Raw genomic sequence first — 13,929 nt, 5'->3', positions numbered from 1 at the left:
AGATAGCGCGAATTACCGGCATCGACCTCGATGCCGGGATTCGCCCTCGTTTACGGGTGTGAGAACCCCCGTCAGATCACCGACAGCAGTGCGCGCACACTCTCGTCGGCAAGACGTTCGGCACGCGCACGCGACACCGCGGGCTCGACATAGCCGATGTTGAACGACAATTCGCCATGCGTGGCATTGGCGGTGGCCATGATGAAGCCGCTCACCGACATGCCCGAGACGAATTGCGCGCCCGCGAGCTGCCACGCGCCGATCTTGTCCGGGAACGCATAGCGCCCCAGATATGTCATACACAGGTGACCTGGACCGCGGGTGTCCATCAGCTTGACCGTGGATGCACTGGCGGCCACCGATTTCGGGGCGGCCACCTTCAGCAGGCTCATGGCCGCGAGATGGTCGCGCCGGTCCATTCTCGCGCCGTACTCGCGCTCGATTTCGCCCGCGAGCTGCCACAGCGAGGACCATGGTGCGTACTTCGCCGGGGTCGCGATCATGCCCTGGTAGGTCCCGACCTCGGCATCGCCGACCGCGCCGTCGAGGTGGCCGCGGAAGTTCACCGAACTGCCGACGGTGTACCAGGATTCGGTGTAGGTGCCCGACTCGCGGGCCGCCGCGATGAGCAGCGCCGCCGAGAGCGCGGCCTGCAGGCCGACGCCCTTGCGCTCACAGCCTGCGGTCAATGCGTCGAGTTGATCGGCATCCAGGCTGCGGTGCACGACCCGGCTGCGGCGTCGCGACGGCGCTGCGAGTTCGGTCGGTTCGAGTCGGCGCGGCCGCTTCAGCTGCGACTTCTGGTCGCGCAGCAGCGATCCCACCGTGCGGCCGAAGCCCTTGGCGCCCTGGAACTTTGCCGGGAACAGTTCCTCCGGACCCGGCCGGACCGGTGCTGGCTCGAGATCATTACCCTCGCCCGCGGCGACCTGCAGCACCTGCTTGGCCACCGACATCGCGCTCTCGCCGTCGGCGATCGCATAGTGCAGGGTGACGATCAGATCGCTGGTCTCACCGGTCGCATCCGTGATGAGCACGGCGCGCGCGAGCGGACCGGAGTGCCAGTCGAAGGGTTCGCGCAATTCGACCTCGTCGACCTCGGTCAACCAGGCATCCGGATCGGCGGATTCGACCACCCGCAGCGGAATCGGCGTGGGCACCGGCACGAAACGCGGTGCGGTGCCGTCGGGTTCGGCTGCCACCGCGACACCGAGCAGCGGATGTCGGTGCTGCACTTCGTCCAAGCCGGTACGCACCTGCTCCGCGGTAATCGAGCCGTGCACCCGCACCCGGGCCAGAATATGCAGCGGCGCAAGCTGATCCGCGATCCAATGCCAGCGCTCCACCGGAGACAGTTGGCGCGGCAGCCGCGCGGTCGGTCCCTCCAGCGGTGGGAACGACATCGGCTTGCCCAATTCGCGCAGGAAGAATTCAGTGGGTACGTGCCGGAAGTAGGTGTCACGCACCTTCACCAGCTTGGGATCGGTCGTTTGCTCGATCTTGCCGAGCGACCACGAGCCGTTCACGAACATGGCGGTGCGCTCGGCGCGCGCCTCCTCGTAACGACGCAGGCCCGCAACAGGATCCAGCGAAGTCTTCAGTGTGTGGGCGAGCACGACCGCGTCCTCGATGGCAGAGTTGGCGCCCTGGCCCAGGCTGGGCAGCATGGGATGGGCGGCATCGCCGAGCAGGGTGACCCGGCCGCGGCCCCAGCCGTCCAGCGGCGGACGGTCCTGGCAGGGCACGGCGAGCACATCGGCCCATTCGGTCTGATCGATGCAGGCGCGCACCTCCGGCGCCCAGTCGGCATAGAGCCGCCGCAGATCTTCCTTGGTGCCCTGCCAATCGGCGGCCTCGTCGCCCGGCATGGTCATCGTGCCCCACCAGTACACCCGGCCGTGGCCGATGTCGTGGATGCCGAAACGCATTCCGGTGCCCCAATAGTGGGCCGAGTAGCCGCGCGGCACGGCGGGATGTTCGAACGGGATGCAAGCCAACCAGGCGACGAAATTGCCGGGGCGCGGTTCGGCGCGGCCGTGCAATTGGGCGCGCACCACCGAGTGGATGCCGTCGGCGCCGATCAGCAGATCGCCCTCGGCGATGCGGCCGTCGGCGAATTCGACGCGCACGTGCTCACCGTCGTCGACGAACCGAGTCGCTTGTGCGCCAACATGAGTCGGGGTGTCACCGATCGCGCGCAGCAGGATCGCGTGCAGATCCTTGCGGTGCAGGGCGACGCTCGATGCGCCGAGCCGGTCGTCCTGGCGGTGCACCGGAAGCACTCGGATGGGTGTGCCGTCCGGGTTGTTGAACCTGAAGGTCTCGACCTTGCCACCGCGCTCGAACAGTTCCTCCTCGATGCCGAGGCCGATCGCACGCAGCGCCTTGATCCCATTGGCCTGCACCGAAAGTCCGAATCCCTGGCCACGCAGTTCGGGAGCGGCCTCATAGAGTTCGACCGCGAAGCCCGCCTGTCGCAATGCGGCGGCGGTGGTGAGCCCTCCGATCCCCGCACCGAGCACGATAACCTTGATCGGACTACTCATTCGAACCTGCGCTTCCATCGAAATCACTCGACCGCACAGGACTACTTCATCGTTCGAAGCGACCACCGAGCAACGCTGCTCGTCAGCTGTCATCCCCCCGAGCAGCACTGTTCGAAGACCTTCGTTATCCCCGACCAGACAGGCGGGGCGGGATGCCTGTGCCTGACCGACCCGAAGCCTACCGCTATAACCGTGTCTGAAACGTTACCGTGTGAGATTCCACCCAAAGGGGTCGTTTCGACAGGCCGAATCCATTGTGATGCGCCATAATTCACGGTTCGCGAAAAGATTCGGGTTTGGTCCGATGCCCAACTTCCTCAGAGGTAGGACGTGTCGTTGACCAACCGAACCGACGAACCGCCGTCCGGATAGAACTCCGCGATCGATAGCGACGCCAGGTCCAAGTGCAGGCGGTACAGCAGCGACGGACCGACACCGAGTGCCAACTGCAGCAGGGTCTTGATGGGGGTCACATGGCTGACCACCACGATGTTCTGGCCGGGATACAGGGCGAGCAGATCACGCCGCGCCGCCTCGACTCGTTCGCGCACCTGGTCGAAACTCTCGCCGTTCGGCGCGGGAGTCGAGGGATCGCCCAGCCAGCGGGCATGTAGTTGCGGATCTCGTTGTGCCGCTTCCTGAAAGGTGAGACCCTCCCATTCGCCGAAGTCGGTTTCGGTGAGGCCGTCGAGGACGCGCACCGGAACATCGAGTGCGGTCGCGGCGGCTTCGGCGGTCTCACGGGCGCGGCCGAGCGGGGAGGTGATAACCGCGGCGATGCCACCCTTCGCGGCGAGCATTTTCGCGGCGCGGGCGGCCTGTTCACGGCCGAGGTCGGTGAGGGGTGGGTTGCCGCGGCCGGAGTAGCGGCGATCTATCGAGAGGGCGGTTTGGCCGTGGCGCAGCAGGAGGAAGCGAGTCGGACGGCCGGTCGCACCGGTCCAGGCGGGTGCATTTTCGGCGGCGGTCGGCGGCTTGCGTTCGGCGGCTTCGGTATTCGATGCGGTCGACTGCGCATCACGGATCTCGTCGATCCAACTCGGCAGGTGCTCTTCGACGCCGCGCGCAGAAGTCTGCGGTTCATCGGTCAAGCCGAGCAGCTGTTCTTCGGCCTCGCGCACCTCTTCGGCCAGAGTGGCGGCCGCTGCGCCCGCATCGAGCAACTGCCGCTCGGCGGCGTGCACCTCGCCGATCAGTGTGGCGTCATCCATCGCCTCGTTCGCCAGCCGGTCGGCATGTGAGTTCTCGGCGCGCGGAATCCAGGTGAACGTCACGCTGTCGAAGCCGGCGACAAGCCTGCGTGCCCGGTCGGCCAGCGGAATCATGGACGCGTGCTTGACCTTCCAGCGGCCGGACATCTGCTCGACCACGAGCTTGGAATCCATGCGCACCGACACCACGCGCGCACCCAGCTCCGCCGCCGCCTCCAAACCCGCGATGAGCCCGCGGTATTCAGCGACATTATTGGTGGTGATACCGATGTATTCCCTGCGCTCGGCGAGAATTCGGATGTGATCGGCACCGAAGACGACCGCGCCGTAGCCAGCCGGGCCCGGATTGCCCCGGGAACCGCCGTCGGCCTCGACGATCACCTCGCGCTCGGTCATTGTTCCCCTCGTCCTCTTCGACAGCCGACCATCCGTCGCTGAGAGCGGACCGACGCGAGTACTGATACCCGCACCGGAAACCTCACAAACCCGACTCTTTGGTGCGCACCAGGATCGCACCACACTCCGGACACCGCATGATCACATCCGGCGCGGTCTTGGCGATCCGCGCGATCTCACCGCGGTCCAGTTCGATCCGGCACGCGCCGCACCGGCGGGCCTGCAGCAGCGCGGCGCCGACGCCGTGCTGGGTGCGCTGCCGGTCATAGATGCTCAGCAGTTCGTCCGGGAACAGCGCGACCAGATCCTTGCGATCGGAATCGCAACGGCCCTGTGCCACATCGAGATCCGCCAGCGCCTCGTCGCGCAGGCGCTGCGCATCGGCCAGCTCCTGCTCGGTCTTGCTGAGCCGGGCACCCGCGTGATCATGATCGGATGCCGACGCCTCGCGACGCTCCATCACCTCGAGCAGCTCGTCTTCCAGCACCGAACGGCGTCGCTCCAGGCTGCCCAGTTCGTGCTGAATTTCCGAAAGCTGTTTGGCGCCCACCGAACCAGCGGTCAACATGCCGCGGTCGCGCTCCTCGCGTTTGCGCACCGCGTCGACCTCGCCCTCCAGCTTGCGGATATCGCGGTCGAGATCGTCGAGCATGATCTCGACCGCCACCGCCGCATCCTTGTGCGCATTCCGCTCGCCCTCGAGCCGCGCCATCTCCTGCTGCTCGGGCAGCACGGTGCGCCGATGCGCGATCCGCGTCAGTTCGGCGTCGACGGCGGCGAGCTGGAGCAGCTTGGCCTGGACAGGTGGTTCGACATTCAACGCGGACAAACTCCTGGACGCTGTGGACGGATGGGGGCACGCGAGGTGACGATGCCAGTCTTCAACCGTACCCCGGATGGTGGGTGATCCGGTCCGGGCCACGGCTGGTAGCGAGGAAGTGCGTAGAACCGAGGCAGGGATCGGAGCGTCATACAGGAGCGGCGGGGAGGATTCCGACGCCTATTCGCCGACCGGCGACAACTATGCGAGCATGCCCGCTGAGCAGGGCATGCTCGAGGCCTGGCTCGGTTCGTCGACCAAAATCCGAATCTGTGCGACACGGCCGTTGACCACGCCGACAAACTCGAGCCGTTCCTCCCGAAGTGAACGGCTTCCGGTGGACACACAGATCCGCGTGAGGGGAGAACGCTATGGCGGATGACCGAGATCTACCAGCCGGGTGTGACCGCGGTCGACCAGCGCACCCCGATCCTGCCGGAGCCCGTCAACCCGGCTCCAAGGACGAGCCCGCCGTCCCCGACATCGAAGAATGGCCGGCACGGGCCCAGGAATGCCGGCGGAGGCGGCAGCTGCAATCTAACGGTCAGCTGCCGGGGGCGCGGGTTTTGATGGCGTCGCGGGAGATGAAGACGTCGTAGGTGCCGGGGGTCGCGATTACGGCGTTGCCGTAGGCGGAGCGCACGAAGGGGTCGGTCCACCATTTGTGGTTGCGCATATCGTTGAAGAAGTCCTGGTCGTCGCCGTTGACGAAGATCTGGTTCTGGGTGGTGGCGACGCCGTCGAGACGTTGGCCGTACAGACGGGTGACCTTGTAGCCGGAGTGGAAGCCGAGGGCGTTCACCCAGGGCTCCAATTCGACGATATTGGCCTGCAGCACCCACAGGTCTCCCTCGACCTGATATTTCTCGTGCTTGTCGGGATGGTGCTCGTCGCCGTAGAGGGTGAGGTCGACCTCGAGCCGGTGGTCTTGGCCCGCAACCTGATTCACCACCACGTGCGCGGCCTTGACCTCCCCGCTCAGTCCGAGGAATGTCTGCACGAGCGTGATCACCCACAGCAGCAGTACCGCGACAACCAGCAGCGCCAGTCCGCCCGCGCCGCGCCCGAGCAAAACCCGCAATCCGACCTTGCGCACCATGACGAGCGCCGATATCAGCAACGCGACCGCGACCAGGATGATCAGCATCAGACCGATCTGCACGATCCCGAAGTCCACCGGGTAGTTCATGCGGTAGTTGTACCCCGAGCGGGCGCGTCAACTCACCTGAACCACATACCAAGTCCGGCAACACGCCCCGAACACGCCGTCGCACTGGCTGGTTCGGTATCGGATTACGGGGTGGCGATCGTCCAGGGGTCGGTGCGCAGGGTGGAGACGCGGGTTTCGAGGTCGGGCAGGACGGTTCGGACTGCTGTCTGCGCCTGTGCGCACCAAGGGAACTCGGTGGCCCAGTGCGCGGCATCGATCACGGCGGGGCCGCCGCTGCGCAGGTGTTCGTCGACCGGATGGTGACGCAGGTCGGAGGTGACGTAGGCGTCGACACCGAGGCGGGCAACCGTATTCAGATAGGAGTCGCCCGCGCCGCCGCATACCGCGACGGTCTGGATCATACGGTCCGGGTCACCGGCCGCACGAACGCCCCAGGTGGTCGCGGGCAACGCGGCGGCAACCCGAGAGGTGAACTCGCGCAAGGACTCCGGTTCGGGCAGAGTGCCGACTCGACCGATGCCGAGCCCGGATGGCAACGCCGCACGCTCGCTGACGTGATAGGCGGGATCCTCGTAGGGATGGGCCGACCGCAGCGCCGCCAGCACGGCCGTACGCGCCGCGGGCGGGGCGATCACTTCGAGGCGGTCCTCGTCGACCTGCTGCAACTCCCCGATCGCGCCGATCGCCGGATCGGCCCCGGCCACCGGACGAAACTGCCCGACTCCCGGCACCCGCAAAGCGCAGTCACGATAGGTTCCGCTGCCACCGGCACCGGCCGCGAACAGCGCCGCCAGCACTTCATCCGCATGCGAACGCGGCACCTGGACCACCCAATTGTCCACGGCGGCTCGCGGTTTCGAATCCAAAGGTCCGGTGACGGTGAGTCCGAGCGCATCGGCCAGCGCATCGGAAACTCCCGGATCAGCGGAGTCCGCATTTGTATGCGCCGCGAACAACGCACACCCGGACCGGATGAGCCGATGTAGCAGAGCACCTTTGGGCGTATCGGCCGCGACAGTGTCGACGCCGCGCAACAGCAGCGGATGGTGCACCACCAAAGCCTGCGCCCGCCAATCGATCGCCTCATCCACCACGGCGGCAGTAGCATCCACCGCGAACAGCACCCGAGTCACCTCATCACCCGGGTCACCGCACACCAACCCCACCGAATCCCACGATTCCGCCAACTTCGGCGGATATGCCGCATCGAGCACCCCGATGAGATCCGCCAGCGTCGTCACCATCCGCCTACCTCCATATCCCGATTTCCGCCCGCACCAAGATCACCTGCCAACATCTGACGGCCCGGGACCAGCACCCGATCCGGTTCGCTCGCACCGCGCCCACACGGGGCGGACATACCGAAGGACAACCCGTCTGGGCCGACATCAAACTCCTGCCGCACGGATTCCGGCTACCAACCGATCGACCTCGGCGGGACCGCGGACCGCGACGCGCAGGTAATCCGCTCCGAGGCCCGGGAAGGTGTCCGCGCGGCGGACCGCAATTCCCTGGTCTGCCAGGTGCTTTCGCAGGAGTTCACCGTCCGGCACGCGCAGCAGAAGGAATGGCCCGGCGGCCGGGGTGTGGACGTCTATGCCGACAGCGGTCAGTCGTTCGATCATCGAGTCGCGTTCGGCGGCGATCGTGTGCGCGCGCTGCTGTGTCGCGGCGACCGCATCCGGCTCGGCGGTCGCGATGATCGCTTCCAGTTGCAGTGTGCCGAGCGGCCAGTGTGCGCGGCCGTGATTCAGGCGGGCCAGCAGTTGGGGGGCGCCGAGGAAGTAGCCGCAGCGCAGACCTGCCAGGGCCCAGGTTTTGGTGAGGCTGCGCAAGACGAGGATGTCCGCTCCGGCCGCAGCGGCCAGCGACTGTGGTTCGCCGGGAATCGCATCGGCGAAGGCCTCGTCGACGACGATGATGCGACCCGGTCGGCACAGCGCACGAATGGTGTCGGCGGGATGCAGGACCGAGGTGGGATTGGTCGGGTTGCCGAGCACTACCAGGTCGGCCGTGGTGGGGACGAGCGCCGGATCGAGGGTGTACGGCGGCTCGAGTACGACGCGGGTCACCGGGATATCGGCCGCGCGCAGCGCCAGTTCGGGCTCGGTGAACGAGGGGTGCAGCACCGCGGCCAGTCGCGGTGCGAGTCGGGGCAGCATCGCGAAACCCTCGGCCGCGCCCGCCAGCAGCAACACTTCGTCGGCGCTGCGGCCGTGGCGGGCCGCCACCGCGGCGCGTGCGGCGAGTTCGTCGGCCACGCTCGGATATCTGCCGAGGTCGTCGAGTCGCGCGGCCAGTCGGTTTCGCAACCAGCCCGGCGGCGCACCGCCCTGCACATTCACCGCGAAATCGAGCATGCCGGGGCGCGCATCGACGTCACCGTGATGACGCAATTTCGCGTGGTCGACACTGTCCGCTGACACGAGAAAACACCCTACGTGGCGGTCCATCGGGCCGACCGGCCAGAATGGCTGTCGTGGGAGAGTTGCACGTCTCGTTCGTCTGTACCGGCAACATCTGTCGATCGCCGATGGCGGAGAAGATGTTCGCGGTACACCTGTACCGCGAGGGGCTCGCCGACCGCGTGCGGGTCAGCAGCGCGGGCACCGACGGCTGGCATGCCGGACAGGATGCAGACGGCCGCACCAATGCCACCCTGCGCCGCCACGGCTATCCGACCGGCCACGTCGCCGCGAAATTCGGCAGCCAACACCGCGACGCCGACCTGCTGGTCGCCCTCGACTCCGGCCACGAACGCCGCCTCGCCACCCTCGGCATCTCATCGGATCGCCGCCGCCTACTCCGCAGCTTCGACCCCGCTGCCGACGCCCTCGACGTCCCCGACCCGTACTACGGCGACACCGCCGACTTCGACCTGGTCCACGACCAGATCGCGGCCGCCATCCCTGGGCTGTTGGACTGGGTTCGTACCACCCTCGCCGCGCGCACCGGCGACACGGGCCAAGCCGCGGACCCGGGCGATGCCATCCGCTCGGCCCACACTGACGCATCCGCCCGCGGCCTGACAATCGACGCATCCCGAGACGTCGTCGCATCCACGGACAGCTTCCTCGCTGTCGAAGAGCCCGGACGCAAATCGGACCAATCGGTCTCTTACGAACCCGTCCCCGACGGACGCCCGTGATGCGCCGACTGACCTTCCTGCTGCGCCCGAGCTGGCTGATCCTGGCCGTACTCGTGGCGGCCTTCGCCTACCTCTGCTTCACCGTGCTCGCACCGTGGCAGCTCGGCAAGAACACCACCACCTCGCACCGCAACCAGCTGATCGCCGATTCGGTGGACGCCGCCCCGATCGATATCGCCACCGTCCTGGACGACCAGAGCACCGATTCGCCCGCCGAATGGCGACGTGTCACGGCGACCGGCAGCTATACGCCGAACTCGACCGTGCTGGTTCGTCTGCGCCACCTCGACGGCGCGCCCGGCTACTCGGTGCTGGCCACCTTCAAACTCGACAACGGCCGCATCCTGCTCATCGATCGCGGTCTCGTCGCGGCCGTAGACGGTTCCCGCCCACCGCAGATTCCGGACCCGCCCGCCGGGCCACAGAAGATCGAGGCGCGAATCCGGATGTCCGAGGGCGTCACCCCCGGTAAGGACCCGATGGTCCAGGACGGCTACCGCCAGGTGTATTCGGTGGACACCACACAGGAGATGACCGTCCTGCAGGAGCCCCTAACCGCCATTCCCACCGGCGAACGCGGCGGCTACCTGCAGCTCAGCGAAAACCAGCCCGGCGCTTTCACCTCCACCCCCCTCCCGCAACTCGACGCGGGCCCCTACCTCTCCTACGGCCTGCAATGGCTGGCCTTCGGCATCATGGCTCCCCTCGGCCTCGGCTACTTCATCTACGCCGAGATCCGCGAGCGCCGCAAGGAAAAGGCCAAGGCCACCCAGGAACCAGCCCCGGCCGAAACCTCCACCCCCGCACCGGCATCCACCAACCAGCAGCGCCTGGCCGACCGCTACGGCGGTACTCGCTGATTACCGGCGCTCACGGCTGAAACGAGGTCCCGCGAGGGGATCCCGGGACTGCTGGACGCAGGACTCGGACTGCAACGAACGAATTGGCCTGGCCACGGCAGCGTGAACATCGACGTGGATGCGAAAAGAGACGCCCAGCCCCGGATCGAGCCAAGTCAGCGACGTAGAACCGACCAAAGCGCTGCGGTCAGGACCGCGCCGACCTGGATAGCCTCCGACATGCGTACAGCGCGACGGAGATCCGCGACTCGAGGCGCAGAGCCGTCGCCGAGGCTGGGACGCAGTTCGGTGCCATGTCGGTATCGAGTCCGCCCGCCGAGGCGGACACCGAGCGCACCTGCCATCGCGGCCTCGACGACCCCGGCATTGGGGCTGGGGTGTTTGGACGCGTCTCGTCGCCACGCATGCAGCGCGTCGGCCGGATGACCGCCCACAGCAGGGGCCAGGACGGCGGTGAGCATGCCGGTGACGCGGGCGGGCAACAGATTCGCCAGATCGTCGACGCGAGCGGCGGCCCAGCCGAAGCGGAGGTATCGCTCGTTGCGGTAGCCGATCATCGCGTCCAAGGTGTTGATCGCGCGATATCCGAGCAACCCCGGCGTCCCGGCGATCGCACCCCACAGCAGGGGCGCGACCGTCGCGTCAGAGGTGTTCTCGGCAATGGATTCCAATGCGGCACGGGCCAATCCGTCCGCATCGAGCACTTCCGGATCCCGTCCGCACAGCGAAGGCAGCAGTGCCCGCGCACCCGCGACATCACCGGATTCGAGCCGGTCGGCCATCTCCCGTCCGGCGCGCACGAGGCTGCGCCCGCCGAGCACAGTCCACGTCGCCAGCGTGGTCACCACTACCCCACCGCGCCGTAGCCCGAACCCGAACGCCGTTGTCGCACCCACCAAAACCAGTTCGTGCACGACCCCCGCCGAACGTCGATCGGCATAGGTAACCCGCTCCAGCGCACTTGCCGCCGTACCGAATCCGGCCACCGGATGCCACCGGCGTGGATCACCGAATACACGGTCGAGGGCGAACCCGAGCAACAGCCCGGCCGCCGTAGAAGTCCCCGTTTGCACCCGGCGAGGGTAGCCCGTCGCCACGGCCCGGGAATGCCCGCGCCCAGCGCACGAGGTCCCGTCCCAGGCGTGTTCGCACCCGCAACCCGCCAGCGCGCCTCGAGCGACGAAATGTCACACTCGCTAGCCCTGCGTCGTCATCAGGGTGACGACGCATAAGCTCGCCCCTGACGGGGCCGTACGACCGAACGGCGAGACCAGTGACTGCAGACCACTCCTCCGAACCCATCGACCAGGCCGAGTTGGCTCGGCGTTTCGAGGAGCACCGGCCGTATCTGCGCAGGCTCGCCTACAGCACACTCGGCAGTCTCACCGATGCCGACGACGTGGTGCAGGAGGCGTGGCTGCGGCTGCAGCGCCAGTTCGAGGCCGGGACCGCAGGCGAGATCGAGAATCTGCGGGCCTGGCTCTCCACGGTCACCGGGCGGCTGGCCCTCGATCAGCTCGGTTCGGCCCGCGCCCGGCGCGAGCAGTATGTCGGTGAATGGCTGCCGGAACCCGAGGTCACCACCTGGGACGATCCGGCCGACCGGATCACGCAGGACGAGCGCGTCACGACGGCGCTGCTGGTCGTACTGGAATCCCTCTCGCCCGCCGAGCGCACCGCATTCGTGCTGCAGGATGTGTTCGGTATGAGCGGTCCCGAGGTCGCCGAGGTCGTCGGGCGCACGCCGGCGGCCGTGCGGCAGCTCGCCTCGCGTGCACGCAAGCACGTGGAGGACGGCACGCCCCGCTTCCCCGCCTCGCCCGACGAACAGGAGAAGGTCGTCTCGGCCTTCGCGGTCGCCTGGCGCTCGGGTGATCTGAGCGCGCTGCTCGGCGTGCTCGATGCCAATGTCAGCCTGACCGCCGACGGCGGCGGCAAGGTGCCCGCCATCCGCCAGCCCGTGCGCGGCGCCGAACTCATCGCGAAGATGCTGCTCGGCTGGTACCACGCGCCGTCCGCGGCGGGCGCATGGGGCCGTGCGGTCCTGGTCAACGGCGCGCCCGGTCTGGTCGTCTTCGACGGCACCCACACCGGCGTCTTCTCCTTCACCATCGACAACGGCCGCATCGTCGCCATCAACGTCGTCCGCAACCCGGACAAGTTGCACGACCTCCCCACCGAAGGCGCCCCCGACTGGTACCTCGGCCCGGACGCCGAATAACCCACGCGGCCCGCACATTTCGATGTGCGGGCCGCTGTCGGCTAGGCGGGCGCCTGGGCCACGGGCGCTTCTCGCTCGACATCGGTCCCGGATCGATTGCGCCGCAACATGATGAGCCAGACACCGCGAGCGAGAAGAACACACCCGCCCGCCAACGCGGCAACACCGAGAAATACCACGAGACCAGGCCAAACGTAGGTCACCTGGAGGAAAGTCGGGGCCCGGCCGCGGAAGACCAGACCTGCGAGCTGTGGTAGCGCGATGAGGATCGGGATCGGGGCGAGATAAGGCAATTGGCGCAGGGCGATCAGCCAGCTGGAACGGGTGGTCTGCCGATCGGCCCAGCGGCGCGATCGCACCAGGCAGAGCACACCGAGAGCGAGAGTCGCGAGCGTCAGCAGTGCCATGCCCCAGTCGGCGTAGATGCCCCACGGGCGGTGCACATCCGGTGACTCGCCCCGGGTCAGCTCTACCAAGCCTTGCGCGATGATTCTGGGATCGTCCTCGAGCGCCAAGCCGGTATCGGCTATGACAGCGATCCCGTATCCGGTGTCGGGCACCAGGACCTGCGCGGCGGTGTAGGTGAACCAGTCACCGTAGTGCACGATCTGATCGGATTGTTCGCGCTGCCAACCCATTCCGTAATCGTCGTCACCGACTCCGGATGGTGTGTGCATCTCGGTCACCGCCGCAGCGGACACCACCCGGCGCCCGTCCGGTGCCACGCCACCGCTGTTCTGGGTGATCAGCCACGCGGCCAGATCGGCGGCCGTGGTGATCACACCGTGGCTACCGCCGACGAACCAATCGGGCTCGGCAACCGGTATCGCGAGGCCGTATGCCCGAATGTATCCGTGCGTCACATCCTCGGCGTCGCGCGGCGTATTCACCGTGGTGCTGTCGCGCATACCGATGGGCCCGAATACATTTCGCCGCATATAGTCCGCGAACGGTTCCCCGCTGACCACCTCTACCAGCCGAGCGGCCACCTGGTAGTTCGGGTTGTGATAGTGGAATTCCGTCCCCGGATCGGCGGCAAGTTTCGCCGCATGTAGTCGGGCGACCGCCCCGGCCGGCGAATCCGCCTGTGGCCGCCGCAGATCGGGAAAAGCGGTATCCGACATTCCGGACGTCTGATTCAACAACTCCCGCACGGTGATCCGATCACCGCGCGAATCGGCCAACCGAAAGTCGGTGAGGTACTCACGCACCGGCGCGTCGAGCCGCACCTTCCCCGCATCGACCAACTGCATCACGGCCAACGCTGTCATGGACTTGCTCACCGAAGCGATCGGCATGCGCGACGTCGCGCTGATCGCCGCACCGCTCGAATCGTGACCGTACCCCGCGACATACACAACCCGATCCCCATGGGTAATGGCGATCGAAGCCCCCGGCAGCCGTGTCCGGGAAAGGTATTCGGACATATACCGACCCACCGCCGCCGGATCGACGCCCTCCGCCGCCGGTGCCGCAACCGCGGTGCCAGCCGACGGCAACAGCACCAGCAGTAATGCGATCATCATTACCCGCCGGAGGTATTCCGCAACCACCGC

General features: G+C 67.2%; 10 protein-coding genes and 1 pseudogene. 3 read left to right on the top strand and 8 right to left on the bottom strand.

What is annotated here, in order from left to right; genetic code table 11:
- Nucleotides 1–71: 71 nt before the first annotated feature.
- The 6 genes from OIE68_RS43760 to cobC form a co-directional block, all read right to left on the bottom strand.
- A complete protein-coding gene (locus OIE68_RS43760; protein WP_327096750.1) occupies nt 72–2,546 on the bottom strand; it encodes an FAD-dependent monooxygenase in 2,475 nt (824 codons plus the stop codon).
- 317 nt (nt 2,547–2,863) lie between these two features.
- On the bottom strand, nt 2,864–4,153 hold the full coding sequence (locus OIE68_RS43755) for a bifunctional RNase H/acid phosphatase (RefSeq protein ID WP_327096749.1): 1,290 nt from the start codon (nt 4,151–4,153) through the stop codon (nt 2,864–2,866).
- An 82-nt stretch (nt 4,154–4,235) separates the two neighbouring features.
- A complete protein-coding gene (locus OIE68_RS43750) occupies nt 4,236–4,973 on the bottom strand; it encodes a zinc ribbon domain-containing protein (RefSeq protein ID WP_327102021.1) in 738 nt (245 codons plus the stop codon).
- A 544-nt stretch (nt 4,974–5,517) separates the two neighbouring features.
- A complete protein-coding gene (locus tag OIE68_RS43745) occupies nt 5,518–6,162 on the bottom strand; it encodes a hypothetical protein (RefSeq protein WP_040688334.1) in 645 nt (214 codons plus the stop codon).
- Nucleotides 6,163–6,266: 104 nt separating this feature from the next.
- Nucleotides 6,267–7,388, bottom strand: coding sequence for a Nif3-like dinuclear metal center hexameric protein (locus OIE68_RS43740; RefSeq protein ID WP_327096748.1), 1,122 nt, complete (start codon nt 7,386–7,388; stop codon nt 6,267–6,269).
- A 144-nt stretch (nt 7,389–7,532) separates the two neighbouring features.
- Nucleotides 7,533–8,570 (bottom strand): Rv2231c family pyridoxal phosphate-dependent protein CobC, encoded by a 1,038-nt coding sequence (gene cobC / locus OIE68_RS43735; RefSeq protein ID WP_327096747.1) that lies wholly within the window; start codon nt 8,568–8,570, stop codon nt 7,533–7,535.
- Between the two features lie 44 nt (nt 8,571–8,614).
- On the opposite strand from cobC, the pseudogene OIE68_RS43730 reads away from it, so the two are divergent.
- Nucleotides 8,615–9,076: pseudogene (locus tag OIE68_RS43730) on the top strand (low molecular weight protein-tyrosine-phosphatase); the annotation flags it as partial.
- Nucleotides 9,077–9,291: 215 nt separating this feature from the next.
- The gene (locus OIE68_RS43725; RefSeq protein WP_327096746.1) at nt 9,292–10,152 is read left to right on the top strand and encodes an SURF1 family protein; all 861 of its coding nucleotides are present in this window, start codon (nt 9,292–9,294) and stop codon (nt 10,150–10,152) included.
- A 155-nt stretch (nt 10,153–10,307) separates the two neighbouring features.
- Here OIE68_RS43725 and OIE68_RS43720 read toward each other — a convergent pair whose 3' ends face one another.
- The gene (locus OIE68_RS43720; RefSeq protein ID WP_327096745.1) at nt 10,308–11,225 is read right to left on the bottom strand and encodes a cobalamin biosynthesis protein; all 918 of its coding nucleotides are present in this window, start codon (nt 11,223–11,225) and stop codon (nt 10,308–10,310) included.
- Nucleotides 11,226–11,425: 200 nt separating this feature from the next.
- Between OIE68_RS43720 and sigJ the strand changes: the two genes are divergently transcribed.
- Nucleotides 11,426–12,373, top strand: coding sequence for an RNA polymerase sigma factor SigJ (gene sigJ, locus OIE68_RS43715; RefSeq protein WP_327096744.1), 948 nt, complete (start codon nt 11,426–11,428; stop codon nt 12,371–12,373).
- A gap of 41 nt (nt 12,374–12,414) precedes the next feature.
- Here the strand turns inward: sigJ and OIE68_RS43710 are convergent, their stop codons facing one another.
- Nucleotides 12,415–13,926, bottom strand: coding sequence for a serine hydrolase domain-containing protein (locus OIE68_RS43710; protein ID WP_327096743.1), 1,512 nt, complete (start codon nt 13,924–13,926; stop codon nt 12,415–12,417).
- Nucleotides 13,927–13,929 lie beyond the last annotated feature (3 nt).

The organism is Nocardia vinacea (assembly GCF_035920345.1).
In the GTDB taxonomy this organism is placed as follows: Bacteria; Actinomycetota; Actinomycetes; order Mycobacteriales; family Mycobacteriaceae; genus Nocardia; species Nocardia vinacea_A.
Note: the sequence above shows the minus strand (reverse complement) of the source record. Positions and strands in the feature narration are given on the sequence as shown.

Excerpts from the sequence above, each read along its gene's own strand:
- OIE68_RS43760 (WP_327096750.1), bottom strand. The coding sequence starts at position 2,546 with ATGAGTAGTCCGATCAAGGTTATCGTGCTCGGTGCGGGGATCGGAGGG.
- OIE68_RS43755 (WP_327096749.1), bottom strand. The coding sequence starts at position 4,153 with ATGACCGAGCGCGAGGTGATCGTCGAGGCCGACGGCGGTTCCCGGGGC.
- OIE68_RS43745 (WP_040688334.1), bottom strand. The coding sequence starts at position 6,162 with ATGAACTACCCGGTGGACTTCGGGATCGTGCAGATCGGTCTGATGCTG.
- OIE68_RS43740 (WP_327096748.1), bottom strand. The coding sequence starts at position 7,388 with ATGGTGACGACGCTGGCGGATCTCATCGGGGTGCTCGATGCGGCATAT.
- OIE68_RS43725 (WP_327096746.1), top strand. The coding sequence starts at position 9,292 with ATGCGCCGACTGACCTTCCTGCTGCGCCCGAGCTGGCTGATCCTGGCC.